The following is a 13,317-nucleotide window of genomic DNA, read 5'->3' as shown; positions in this document are numbered from 1 at the left end:
AATTTTTTTATAATCCTTGATAAGCCGGGTTTTGTGTAATCGCCGGATTTTGCTGAATAACTATTTGCGGAATAGGTAATACCGTTTGGTTTTCGTTCTTGATCGGCTTCGTCTTACTTACAACCGCTACCGCCCGGTCCGTCCGCTTCAGATCAAAGAATCGGTGAAACTCCAAGGCTAGCTCCACCCTTCGTTCATGCTCAATGGCCAGGGCCAGGCTATTATATTGGCTACTTGGATAAGCGTCGCTACCGTAAAGCGGCAAATTGACACGTGCGCGTACTTCATTTAAATAACGAGGGTCGTCTGTAGCCTCGGCTAACATCAATAAAACATCTGCATATCGCAGCACCATGAAGTTATTATTGCTCAACTCTTCGCCCGCAGGAGCCGGGGCCTCTTTATCAACCCATTTATTCTGAAATTTAATGGGAATAAAAGTTCCTTCTTTATTGGTATATCCCAGGGATACGGTTTGTTCTCTTCGCGGATCGCCTTCCTCAAACTCACCATACAAGTCGTCCGTTACCTGATTCATTCCGCCACCATACAAGGTAAGCACAAAATTCTCTGTCGGCGCGTACTCCCGCCAGTATCTACTAAAAGGCAAATTGGGACTTCCGCCCTGATACTGGATTTCAAAAATGGATTCGGCTGTATTTTTAACATTTGCACCCCACAAAGCTTCATACCGTGGCATTAAGCTAAACTTCCCATAAACCTGCAAGAGACTCTCCGCCGCTTTGTCCTTTTGGTTTAAAGCTAAATAAACCTTCCCCAGTAAGGTCAACGCAGCATATTTCGAAGCTTTGCCTGCTAAGGTGATGGCAGCGGGTTCGGGTAAATTAGCCGCAGCATATGTTAAATCTTCTACCACAAAGGCATATACCTCCGACTCCGGTGAGCGCAGGGTGGCATAGCTTTCTTCAACGGAAATCGGCCGGCTCACCAACGGAATATCTCCCCACATTTGCACCATATTGAAATAATATAGGCCGCGGAGAAAACGCATCTGTGCGATTACTTCTGTTTTATAGGTTTCGTTGAGTTCTGCGGATCCAATTTTATCCAATACAATATTGACATTATACAAAGCTTTGTAACACTCTTGCCAAAAGCGATAAACTTCTGTATTAGATGGCTTCAGATTATAGTCTTTAAAAGCCCAACGATCTGACTGAATACCTGCCACATTATACAGGGTAGCATTGTCCGATAGTTGTTCAGCAAAGTAGGACACGGCGCTTGTCGGACCGTAAAAGGTATATAACGTGGCGTATGCGGCGTTAACCGCTAATTCAAAATCCTCAATGGTTTGATAGAAGTTCGACTGGTTGGCATTGGAAATAGGTGCCAGATCCAGAAAAGATTTTCCACATCCATTCAGGACGAAGATGATGGACAGTGATATATATACTTTAAATAAGCGTGTCATAATAATCATTTTTATCCTTAAATCTTGTTTCTAAAAATCGATTTTCGCGCCAAACGTAATAACGCGCGGCAACGGATAAGAGCCATAATCCACTCCTAAAAATGCACCGGATGGAACACTTACAGTTGATGTTGCAGACGGCACCGCATTCGAAAATATATTGCTATAGGATGTCGATTGGTAAGTGGTATTCTCCGGATCATAATTGGTGTATTTACTCCACAGATAAACGTTTTCTGCATTGGCAAAAATGCGTATTCCTTTTGCCGGTGTTTTTGACACCCAACGTTGTGGCAAGGCATAGGAAATTCGGATGTTCTTCAGTCGAACAAAGGTGGCATCTTCTACCCAATAGCTGGAGAAGCGTTCTTGATAACCTTTGGGATCAACCGTTGGCTTAAAATGCCAGCCATCTCCCGGATCGCTTTCCGATTTCCAATAATTGGCTACCTTAGCAAAGGCATTGCGTCCGGCATTCCATATACCATTAAATCGAACCAGCTGATTGGTAATCTCACCGCCAAATGAACCTTGGAAAAGAAAGGATAGCTCAATCCCTTTAAACGAAAAGCTATTGTTCAAACCTACAATAAAATCGGGTTGGTTATTGCCTATAATGGTTCGATCGGCTTCTGTAATACGGCCATCGCCATCTACATCCCTAATTTTTGGATCTCCGGGTTTTGTAAAGCCGTCACCTCTGGCTGGACTCGCTTCTATTTCTGCCTGATTTTTGTAAACACCATCATATATATAGCCAAAGAAGTTTGATATAGGCTGGCCGACTTCCGTTTTTACCTGAACAACGTAATCGGTATAAAGTAGAGGCGCATTACCGGGACCCAATTGCAGAACCTTATTTCTGTTCAACGACAAATTAAAATCGGTACTCCACTTAAAATCACGGTCTATATTCCGACTATTAATATTCAGCTCAAATCCCCGGTTCCTTAATTTACCCGCATTGGTTAACTGTGTCGCAAAACCGGTGATATCCGGTACGGGTACATTGAGTAAAAGATCATTCGTAACAGAATGGTAGAATTCGGCACTCAACCGGAAGCGGTCTTGAAGGAAGGCGACATCTACACCCAGGTTTAGCATATTGGTTCTTTCCCACCGCAAATCCGGATTAGGAATATTGGTCAACATTAAACCTGTTGCCAGCTCACTTCCATAAACATAATTGGACGCTCCCAATAGGCCAATCGGACCGTAGTTTGGAATCTGATTGTTACCCGTTGCCCCATAACTTGCACGTAATTTCAGGTTATTAATTGCTTTTACTGATTCGAAAAATTGTTCATCCGATATCACCCAACCTCCCGAGATAGAAGGGAAATAGCCAAAGCGGTTATTTGCTCCAAAACGCGAACTCCCATCCCGACGCAATACTGCTGATAAAAAATAGCGATTTTTGAAATTGTAATTCACGCGACCGAGATACGATATCATAGCCCATTCGTAGGCAAGTGAAGTTCCTCCATTCACGGTTCCGGCATTTAATGTCGGTACCAGATTGTTGGGAAAGTTGCCGGCAGAAAGCGCTTGGTATTCATCTCGCTGCTTTTGCACCGTGTACCCTAATAAGACAGCCAAACCGTGATCATTGAACTGCTTATCATAATTTAAGGTATTTTCCGACAGCCAGTTAAGCATAAATCGGGAGTTAGCGTTTCCCTGTGCAGGAAGGGCCGACGAATACCCATACTTCTGATCTTTATTCCAGAACATTTCGTAACGTGTATTCAGCAAATTTGCATTGATGCTAGTTTTGAATTTGAGTCCATCAAGAATTGTGTATTCAGCAAAGGCATTACCAAGCGTATTGAACGATTTATTTTGCTTGTAAAGTTCTCTCGTGAGCGAGTAGGGATGCCATAGCTGCAAATCCGTATATTGCGCAAAACGGTACCAGCTGGAATTCGGGTCCTTAAATCCGAGGTTACCGTTTTCGTTATACACCGGAAATATAGGTGCACTTTGCAAACCTAGACTGATGACATCGCTCTTTCCTTCCGTTCCTTCGGTACGATCGTAAACGCCCGTCACACCTAAGTTCAATCCAATAGCAAATCGATCCGATACTTGTTGCCGAATATTGGAGCGCAGGGTTAAACGCTTTAGATAATTCTGATCTAATACCGCTTCTTGATCGAGGTAATTGCCGGAAAACAGAAATTGTGTTTTTTCCGTACCTCCTGAAACGGATAACTGCGCCTGGTGCGAAGGGGCTGTACGAAACATAACGTCCTGCCAATCGGTGCCTGTACCCAAAGCAGCTCGTTTCACTGGATCGGTAAAGTCTTCCGGGATTTGAAAAGGCTTGGTTCGAACACTATTTGGATCGCTAGCACTTCTACCTTCTCCCGAGTTGATCCACCCGTTGTTGTGTGCATCGATATAATATTGGATGTACTGTTGTGCATCCATCAAATCAATCCGTCGACTCACTTTTTGGATACCATACTCGTAGTTGAAACCGACATGAGTTGTACCCGCTTTACCCAATTTGGTCGTTACCAATACGACGCCATTGGCTCCTCTTGAACCATAAATAGCTGCTGACGAGGCGTCTTTTAGTACTTCCACAGATTCGATGTCTTGTGGGTTGATATTATTTAAATTAAAGTTCTCTATAGGCATGCCGTCTACGACGTAGAGCGGATTGGTACCGGCAGTAATAGAACTCGTTCCCCGGATTCGAATGTTCGGCGACTGCCCCGGCGCTCCTTGAGATTGGGAAATATTTACACCCGCTAACTGCCCTGCCAGCGACTGTGCTACATTACTGAAAGAACGGTCTTGGAATTTTTCGTGACTAATCGATGCTACCGCCCCTGTTACCGCACGTTTGGTTTGCGTACCGTAGCCTACTACAACGACTTCATCAAGGCTTTGCTCTTGCTCCACAAGCTCAATTCGAAGCAAACCTTGTTGCAGAACAGGTACTTCTTTCGTCTCATAACCGATGGATGAAATAACAAGGCTTTTCGTATTTTGGGAAACCACGATACGAAAATGACCCTCAGCATCCGTCACACTGCTTTTGGTGCCATCTTTCGTCTTAATCCCCACTCCGGGAAGCGGTTCCTTCGTTTTGGCATTCGTTACCATTCCTTGCAAGGAACGTTCTTGGCTGTAGGCTATCCCCGACAACAGCCAAAGGCTTGTCATTAACATGATTAACTTCATTGAATTAGGCTTATATTCACAATAAAAAAATTCAACGCTTAAATTGGTTTAAGCGTCAAACTTACGTTTTAAACCTACTGAAGTTTTGTAAGATATTTGCTTGCTTGTGTAGGATATTATCAAAGCTCTTCTTACTTTTTTCCCGACAAAAAAGAAACAAAAGCTCGTCGCTTCAAACTTTTACAAGAACGGTAGTGCGTTCACCTGCAAGATGTAAAATTTTGGAGGCGACATTTTCGAAGACATACAGTCTGTGCTTTTAACCAAATGTATCAATTTTTGGTTCGCCTTCACCGCTCACAACTAGCAACCAACAACTAAATTTCGCCGTTCACTGCCAACTTTCAGGAATTAGCTTCCAATCAAGCTGTAGGCCTTAAGCGATAAGCTATAAGCTTTAGAGGATAAGGTCTATTTCCAAAATTCATCGCTCATAACTCCTAATTCCTGCCTACCGGCAGGCAGGCATCATTCCTTAACCAACCATACGCGTCCTCCAATCCTGCTTTTCTTTTTATCTCTTCTGATACCATAGGGCCGTTATTTTCCCAAACATTGTTGGGGCCATTCGCGTTCTGCAAAAATTTCTCTTTCGGACACCAATTGTTTTTAACAGTAAAATAGGCCGATCCTTCGTCTGTATAAAGGTAAAACCAATGTTCCGGCAAATGGGCATAAGGAGCAGCATAGATGCTATCGATATAGTTATTTTCGATAACAGAGCCTGGTTGCGCAGAGAGTGTATAAATACCGGCTACATCATTCATGTACTTGGCGTAATGGTGAATTTTATTGGCAATAACACGATTATTAGCCATTACATTCACCGTTGGCGTCCAGCCCCAACCTAAACTAATACCTGTATAGGCGATCTCACTGATTTCGTTATGCCGGATATCGGTATTGTTGACATAGCCTGCTCCTATAGCCACACATCCCCAATCTTCCGTTGTGACATTTTTAATGAGGTTATTCTCTACGCTATTATGGGAGGCCACAACCCGCCTGTCCGTTGGGTTATAAGGCAGGTGTGTTTCAAACGCCTCATCCGAAAACACACCTAGCAATATACCGGATCCGCCTATATCATGAAACACATTTCCTTGGATCGTATTGAACTGAACGGCTTTATGATAATCCAAACCCGTAGAGGCTAAATGTTCAAATCGGCACCCTTTAAAGGATGTGTGCTGCGCATGCGATACACTTACCGCAGCCGGTGGCCGACCAATCCAAGCTTGATTTTCGAGCCCCTTTTTGTCGGGCGTTCCGGGAATCTTTAGTTTATAAGCGTCCAATAAGTACATACCGGCTTGCAAAGCGACATGTCCTTGCTGTGAGGGCCGAAGCCATGTACTATGTTGCCAACTGATGCCGGAAAAATGGATATGCTTTACAGGAACATCTAGGGTGCCCTCTATACGGAGCAGGGTTTCTAAATACGGAACAATAACATTCGCGGTAGCTAAATGTTCATCTTTTTGAGGCCAATAGTAAAGCTTTCGACGGAGTTTATCAAGATACCATTCTCCCGGCTCATCCAAAAATTGGATAGAATTGCTTAGGTAAAAGGCAGAGTTTCCGGTCTCCTTCGATATCCATGGTGCGGGCCAAGGGTGCTCGGATTGTATCTTACTCTCCGGTTGCAAAAACGATAGTCGCACACTATCCCCCTGTACAAGTGCTTCTTTTACGCGTAATACAGCAATGGCCCACCATTGATGAATGAAAAACTCCATTCCCGGCTGCCAGCTGAACCGTGTCGATTTAGGCTTGGGAATCCAGCAGGTTTGGGCTTGATGATCCCAAGATAATATCCTTTCCATGCGATCACCATCCGTGCTCTTTGCACGCTTCGCTTTCCGGTTATTAACCCAAAGTTGCCTAAAGTCAAGTACCTGATCACCCATTAGTGGTGCTTCGATTTCCCAAACTTTTCCCTGGGCTGCTGCGGGTAGCCCTTCAATTCTTCTATTTACTTTTTTCCAGCCATGCGGCAAGCTGATGCCTCCGCTGATAATCGGATGTGCATTAGCGGAGGCTTTAATATGTGTTGGACTATCCGCCGTTCCTGCATCTTCCGGGCGGATAAAAATAGCTTCATGTAATGTATAGGTTCCATCCTGTAAAATAATGTCAATCCCTCCGGATACCTCCTTGGCCTGTAAGCGCCTCCATTCCCTTGCCTTCCTTAATGCGGCACTTATAGAAGCCAAGGGTGAGTCAATACTGCCTCTGTAGGTGTCCTTTCCCTTGGGAGACACCCAAATCTCTGCCCCGCTTACTCCCTGAAAAAGCAGCGTAAATAATAAGTAAATTGGAATGAAGTATTTGATTTTCAACATCTTGTTATCATCTATTTAACGACTTTCAATGTAAACCGAAAGCTTTTCTTTTAATTCCGAGTTACTTTTTTTCATCATTTGTCAGTTTTTAAGGCATTCAAGCTTCTCGCCTACAGGCTCGAGGTTTCCGCAAAAAGTAACCAAAAACTCCCGGCTGGAAATCTCCTTTGAAAGATTCTACTTCTACTTAGCCTCTACTACCCGGATATTTCAAGGCCGGACTTTTATCGACTCGAACAGTTCCTACCTAAGGATTTATTTTACGTAAACACGTTGGCATCCGTTTCATTCACCTATAAAGAACCCCTAAGCTGTAAACAAAAGTTTAAAGCAATGTGCTGTGGCGTATTCTCTTTAATCGACTGAGCGGTTAAGGAGGCCATCTGTTTGTAATCGGTACTGATGGTCGTAATACCACCGGCAATGTATTTTTTTAATGGTGCTTCATTGTAAGAAATAATTCCCAAATCCTTACCCAACACGAAAGCTGATGTCGAAACTTTATCCAACAGATTCACCATATCATCATCGTTTACACAGATATATACCTCGCCGCTATTTAATTCAACATGATCCACCTTATCCAAAATAGCACGTTCAAAAGCATATTGCTGACAAAACTTATTAAAGCCGCGCTTAATTTCATTAGGGAGGTAACTCTTTCGATGAAGGATGAGTTTTAAAGTATGGTATTTTTCGAGCGCAGGTAAGGCTTTTTCCAAAGCCTGGTAAATATCCCCTTCAAAGTCTTCATAAATCGTACTATGATTCCCTTTAAGTCGTTTCAGACGCTTATCCAGTAGGATTAATTTGTCTTTTGGAAGTGAGTCGATCAAAGCCTCCGCTTCATCTTGGTTATCAAAAAAATGAGGCAGTATCACATAGTGGCTATAGTCACGTCGCTGATTTAATAAACGCTTAAACAAGAAAAAATCGTTGTTATATACATAAAAGTCAATTGGAATATAGTTACCTAATGATGCTATCAGTTCATGATAAAAAATACTTTTCCCTTCGCTGATTTTGTTAACCAACAAGCAAATACGACCAGGACTACTGATCTCCGTGGTTGATATAAAATGCCCCTTTCCCGGCACGGCCTTTAGGATACCTAAATACCGTAAGTATTTATATCCTCTATCGGCCGTTTCCCTCGAAATCTCTAAATGATTGGTAAGCTCATTCAAAGAAGGTAATATATTGTCCTTTTGAAACTTTCCTTCTTTAACGGCACTTAATATCGCATAGGCGAGTTGCAGGTATTTTGGCGTTGAAGAATAGTTGTCAACACGGATATGATCAAAAAAAATGCTGTTGTTCATATTATTATAGTTATTAGCTGTTAGTTATTAGTTATCAGCTAAGAGCTGTCAACGTTCGGCATCACTGCTCGTGCTACTGCTACTTAAAAACACTCATCCCTCATAACTCATCATTCATCATTCATCACTCATCATTCTCACCACGTTAAGTTTCAACGCCGCTCCTTTTAACCCTTTTGCGCTTGCTTTTAAAATGATTTCTCCTGTATTCGCTTTAGCTTGGATAATAGCTAGGCATTTGCCATTATATGCTCTCTTTCGGTTTCCTTTCAGCGAGGATAAATCCGCCTGAAAACCATTATCAACTCCTGCTATAAATCCTGGCCCTTGTATATCAAACACAATTTCATTATCTGCTATAGGTACTGGATTTCCCTTGTCGTCCATGATGTCCACCGTAACAAACGCTAGATCATTTATCCCTGCACGCAATTTATTTTTATCTACCGTGAGCCGAATGCTGGCTGGTGTGGAAGCGGTTTTAATTTCTTTTACTAAAACCTCCTTTCCATTTATGCTGGAAACGGCTTTTAACGTTCCGGCTTGAAAAGGAACCGTCCACGAAACATGGATATCATCCCCTTGCTTTCGCCGAGTTCCTAAGGATTGGCCGTTCAGAAAAAGCTCCACTTCATCAGCTTGGTTAAAATAGGCCCATACATCAATGGTTTGCCCCGCTTGCCAGTTCCAATGTGGCAATAAATGCAATACAGGCTTATCAGTCCATTCGCTTTGGTACATATAGTACACGTCCTTTGGAAAACCCGCCAAATCAATAATACCGTAATAGGAGCTTCGCGCTGGGAAATCATAAGGCACCGGCTCACCTAAATAATCAAAGCCAGTCCAAACAAAGAGTCCGGTCATAAAATCACGTTGCTTAACGGCTTTCCATGCTTGTTCATGGCTGGTGCCCCAATACGCTGCAACCTGATCATAGGCTGATACGGTAAAATCCGGATTACCGTTCTTGACAAATTTTTCCTTCGCACTCGGCGGCCAAAACCGCAAGGTATCATGTCCTAAATCATAATGACCTCGAGCTGCTAACGCAGAGGTCGTTTCCGAAGCGATGAACTTTTGTCCCGGAAAATTGATCGGCAGGCTATCGTATTGTTCATACTTATAATTGAATCCCAAAATATCCAATGCGTTAGCCTGCGCAATGAAATTCTTTTCCAAATGAGTTTCAGTTAATGCAGCGGTAACCGGGCGGGTATTGTCCTCTCGACGGACAATAGCTACCAGCTCTTGGGTAAGCGCCCTACCGGTGCTGTCGAACTGCTCTCGTATTTCGTTCCCAATACTCCACAAGATAACCGACGGATGGTTACGGTCGCGCTTGATCAGGTCAATCAGATCTTGTCGATGCCATTCATCAAAGTCGAGGGAGTAATCAAACTTATTCTTTTTCTTCCGCCACATATCAAAGGCTTCATCCATTACCAAAAAGCCTAAACTATCGCATAAATCCAGGAACTCCTGTGCTGGTGGATTATGAGATATCCGAATGGCATTAGCACCCATTTCTTTGAGCAGCACAAGTTGTCTTTCCATAGCTTTCTTATTGATGGCCGCTCCCAAGGCACCAAGATCATGATGCATGCAAACACCCAGTATCCTTTTTCTCTCTCCATTGAGCGAAAAACCTTCTTTAGCATCAAAAGAAAAGTAGCGAATGCCCATCGGTACCCTATATTGATCTACTAGTTGTTTTCCAACGTAAACTTGTGTTTCTACTTGATAACAATACGGGTTTTCAGGACTCCAAAGGATTGGCTGCGGTACTTCAACTTCAAAGTTTGCCTTACTTGTACCCAAAGGCAGTTGCTGAGGAAAGCTTTTTTTAACAACTGCCTTACTCTCTTTATTAAATATCGTAATCACTATATCTGCCGATACAGCTTTACCTTCTAGGTTTTTAAAAGTAGTCTGCTGTTCGATAATAGCCCGCTCCTTTTGAACCGATGGGCTCCTTACAAAAGCACCCCAATGATCCACAGCAATCTTATTTTTGGTTACCAACCAGACATTCCGATAAATGCCGGAACCCGAGTACCAACGGGAATTAGGTTGCTGGCTATTGTCAACCCGAATCGCAATTACATTTGTTTGCTTGCCGCCTTTTACATAAGGGGTCAGATCATAGCGGAAGGAGGTATATCCGCTAGGCCGTTTTCCAAGATAATGTCCGTTAATCCAAACCTCACTATTTCGATAAATGCCGTCAAAGTCGATATATACTTGCTTTCCCTCTATCGTATCGGCTAATTGAAAGGTCTTTCGGTACCATGCAATGCCTCCAGGAAGCGCGCCGCCTTGATTAGTTGACGGGTGTTCTTTCGAAAATGTGCCTTCAATGCTCCAGTCGTGTGGCAAATCCAGTACTCGCCATGCTGCATCGTTAAAATCCACTGATTTTGCTTCCGGTCGATCGCCCAAATGAAACTTCCATTGTTCATTAAAGAGCGTTTTACCCCATTCCTGCCCATACAGCGTCAAGGCAAATAAATAGAGGAAGAAGAATGACGTAATCGTTTTAAACATTTCTGATAGATTTTATGGTTGTTTTTTTGGGCCTACGGGTGGAGCAACAAACTGCAGCCCACTTTTTCCCAAGTCTTTAGACGTAGCAACTGCAATACCCCGCTGCTCATCTTTATTCACTGCGCAATAAAAATGATAGACTACGCCCTCGTGCTTCAGCACAAAAGATTTATGCGCATATAAAGCATCAAAGGGTTCAGAGGGCTCGATCAAGTTTTCACCTTCCCAGTCCGTCCAGTGGACCAGATCTTTGGAAGCTGCAAAACGATTAAAGGCGCCCTTACGATCTTGCCAAAAAGCACCGAAATAAAACATAACGTAGGTATCGTCCATCTGTTGAATGACGGCATCACCGGTGATACCTACCGGATGATGGACAATCGGTTCCTGAAGATAGCGCTTCCAATGGACCATATCGTCTGAAACGGCCATACCGATCCGCTCAAACCACCGTGTTTTCAGATTATTTTGAGCTGAATCACCATTGGCGTTATAATACATCACAAAGCGATGACCGCTTAATCGCTTTTTATCCTCGATCACCGTGCTTTTAAACAACTTGCGGTTTTCCCACCATCGCACATCCGCGTCTTTTGCGGTGAATAAAGGTTTTTCCATACGTGTCCACTCATGGGCTATCCAAGGTTTCCCTTTTGTATAAGCCATGCCAATGGAGAGATTACCGGCTTCATACCCTCTACCATCGCCTCCAAAATAGGACATCCAATATTTTCCTTTGTATTTTTTTAGCTCATAAGTACCTCCCCAAGTTATATCCTGTAAGGCATTATATCCGGCCTTTTGATGCGCATCCCAAGTCTCACGATCGGAAAATGACATCAACTTGCCTAAGGTTGTCCATTTCAATAGATCATTACTGCTGGCCAGCCAAGTCTCGTATCCACGCCCATCGAAGATTAAATAGGTCATATACCATTTATCGCCCTTTCTGAAAACCGTTGGACAATCCATTTTTTTATCATTACTCGGTGGCACCATCACCAAGCCATATTTATACGGTGTTTTAACCTCGCGGTAGATGCTTTCCATCTCTTCGGGTGTCACTGCTACCGCTTGCGCATAAAGAGGAACTCCCTTGCCGAGAAGAATAAAAAGTAAAATAATATATAGGTGTTTTTCCATTTTTTGTATTAAGACTTAGGTATGATAAAGTAAAAATTCAAAAGTAAACCTGCCTGCGGTAGGCAGGAAGTAAAAAAGCCTATTCTCCCACCGTTCATCACTCATCACCCATCATTCATCATTCCTTTTCAGCTTTCAGTCGAACGAACCTTTCTCACAACTCACAACTCACAACGGGCAACTCGCAACTCATCACTCATATACTCTATTAAATTGCAAGTTTTCAGGCCACATTTTTTTCGGAGCTGTTTACATTTTTTTCTCTCGGATCCAGACATATATAATCTCTTGAATATGGCGTTCTGTTCTTTACCACACTGTAGACCGTTCTTAATAATTTGTTCATAACATTGTTCATGATTAGAAAATGGGGCTTTCCTTCCTGCTGCTTTTTCCGGTAATACAGCTGGTATTCCTTATTGTGTTTAACCGCCGCTTTTGCACCCATATACAGCAGCGTTTTGAGTGCTCTGTCAGCAAAAGGACTTGTCCTGGACTTTCCCACCATATTGCCCGAGCTATTGGGGAACGGACATACCCCTGCGTAGGAGGCCGCCTTTCTGGCCGTATCGATCACCTTGAAGTTTCCCGTTTTGATGATCATCTCCCTTGCGATGACAGGACCAACTCCCAGTACAGATACTGATAGCGAGTAATTCTCCTTAAAATCACCATCATTCATAATTATCTCCCGTATTTCCTTTTCAACCTGTTCCACCTGATCATCAAGTGCGTCCAATGAGGCTTTTAGGATTAGGTTGGCCGCTACACTCTGCACCGGCAGCTGATCCCTTGCATGGGCCCCTGTCCGGAGCTCCTTGCGGGCTTTGACCAGCTGCGAGCGAAGTGAATAAAGCTGCCGCAGTTCCGACATATGCTCTCCCTGGTATTCCCGGAACGACAGCTTATCGTTAAACCGTTCCCCATATTCCCGTAAACGGAATGCATCGACCGGATCTGATTTCCCCTTTACAAGACCCAGGCTGTGCCTGACCGTATAGCCCGGAACAAGGGCTATGCCAACCCCGTACTGGTTGCACAGGAACACCAATACATCCCCATATGTCCCCGTATGCTCTGCACACAGGATTGATCCCATCGGTACCTCCCTGAGAAATCCACATATCGCTGAAAACTCATTTTTCACTGTTCTGTGCTTTTCTTTTCCGTTTACATCAAGAAAGTTTACATCAAACTTTTCCTTTGATAAATCTATTCCATATACTTGCATAAACTTTTTGTTTTATGCTCCGTATTGAGTGGCTAACATCGTGATAATGGGTTCTGCCCTAAATACTCTCTGGCTTTAACTCAATATATCTGCTGTCCT

7 protein-coding genes are annotated in these 13,317 nt (G+C 43.3%); all 7 read right to left on the bottom strand.

The window, feature by feature from the left end; translation table 11 throughout:
• Positions 1–7 precede the first annotated feature (7 nt).
• The 7 genes from QT327_RS17445 to QT327_RS17415 all read right to left on the bottom strand — a co-directional run bounded on the left by QT327_RS17445 (position 8) and on the right by QT327_RS17415 (position 13,218).
• A complete protein-coding gene (locus QT327_RS17445; protein ID WP_130856847.1) occupies positions 8–1,435 on the bottom strand; it encodes a RagB/SusD family nutrient uptake outer membrane protein in 1,428 nt (475 codons plus the stop codon).
• A gap of 30 nt (positions 1,436–1,465) precedes the next feature.
• Positions 1,466–4,630: a SusC/RagA family TonB-linked outer membrane protein gene (locus QT327_RS17440; protein WP_149105338.1), complete on the bottom strand. Its 3,165-nt coding sequence runs from the start codon at positions 4,628–4,630 to the stop codon at positions 1,466–1,468.
• 440 nt (positions 4,631–5,070) lie between these two features.
• Positions 5,071–6,975 carry a right-handed parallel beta-helix repeat-containing protein gene (locus tag QT327_RS17435; RefSeq protein WP_242627257.1) on the bottom strand — a complete coding sequence of 635 codons (1,905 nt, stop codon included), beginning with the start codon at positions 6,973–6,975 and terminating at the stop codon, positions 5,071–5,073.
• 293 nt (positions 6,976–7,268) lie between these two features.
• Positions 7,269–8,297 (bottom strand): GntR family transcriptional regulator, encoded by a 1,029-nt coding sequence (locus tag QT327_RS17430; protein ID WP_130856845.1) that lies wholly within the window; start codon positions 8,295–8,297, stop codon positions 7,269–7,271.
• Positions 8,298–8,414: 117 nt separating this feature from the next.
• A complete protein-coding gene (locus QT327_RS17425) occupies positions 8,415–10,844 on the bottom strand; it encodes a glycoside hydrolase family 2 TIM barrel-domain containing protein (RefSeq protein ID WP_130856844.1) in 2,430 nt (809 codons plus the stop codon).
• Positions 10,845–10,856: 12 nt separating this feature from the next.
• Positions 10,857–11,987 (bottom strand): glycoside hydrolase family protein, encoded by a 1,131-nt coding sequence (locus QT327_RS17420; protein ID WP_130856843.1) that lies wholly within the window; start codon positions 11,985–11,987, stop codon positions 10,857–10,859.
• 223 nt (positions 11,988–12,210) lie between these two features.
• Positions 12,211–13,218, bottom strand: coding sequence for an IS110 family RNA-guided transposase (locus QT327_RS17415; RefSeq protein WP_289553583.1), 1,008 nt, complete (start codon positions 13,216–13,218; stop codon positions 12,211–12,213).
• Between the last annotated feature and the right edge of the window lie 99 nt (positions 13,219–13,317).

This window comes from Olivibacter sp. 47 (genome assembly GCF_030372825.1).
In the GTDB taxonomy this organism is placed as follows: domain Bacteria; phylum Bacteroidota; class Bacteroidia; order Sphingobacteriales; family Sphingobacteriaceae; genus Olivibacter; species Olivibacter oleidegradans.
This window is presented reverse-complemented; position numbering and strand designations above follow the sequence as displayed.

Bases quoted from the DNA above. Each gene is read 5' to 3' on its own strand.
- QT327_RS17445 (WP_130856847.1), bottom strand. From the start codon at position 1,435: ATGACACGCTTATTTAAAGTATATATATCACTGTCCATCATCTTCGTC.
- QT327_RS17440 (WP_149105338.1), bottom strand. From the start codon at position 4,630: ATGAAGTTAATCATGTTAATGACAAGCCTTTGGCTGTTGTCGGGGATA.
- QT327_RS17435 (WP_242627257.1), bottom strand. From the start codon at position 6,975: ATGTTGAAAATCAAATACTTCATTCCAATTTACTTATTATTTACGCTG.
- QT327_RS17430 (WP_130856845.1), bottom strand. From the start codon at position 8,297: ATGAACAACAGCATTTTTTTTGATCATATCCGTGTTGACAACTATTCT.
- QT327_RS17425 (WP_130856844.1), bottom strand. From the start codon at position 10,844: ATGTTTAAAACGATTACGTCATTCTTCTTCCTCTATTTATTTGCCTTG.
- QT327_RS17420 (WP_130856843.1), bottom strand. From the start codon at position 11,987: ATGGAAAAACACCTATATATTATTTTACTTTTTATTCTTCTCGGCAAG.
- QT327_RS17415 (WP_289553583.1), bottom strand. From the start codon at position 13,218: ATGCAAGTATATGGAATAGATTTATCAAAGGAAAAGTTTGATGTAAAC.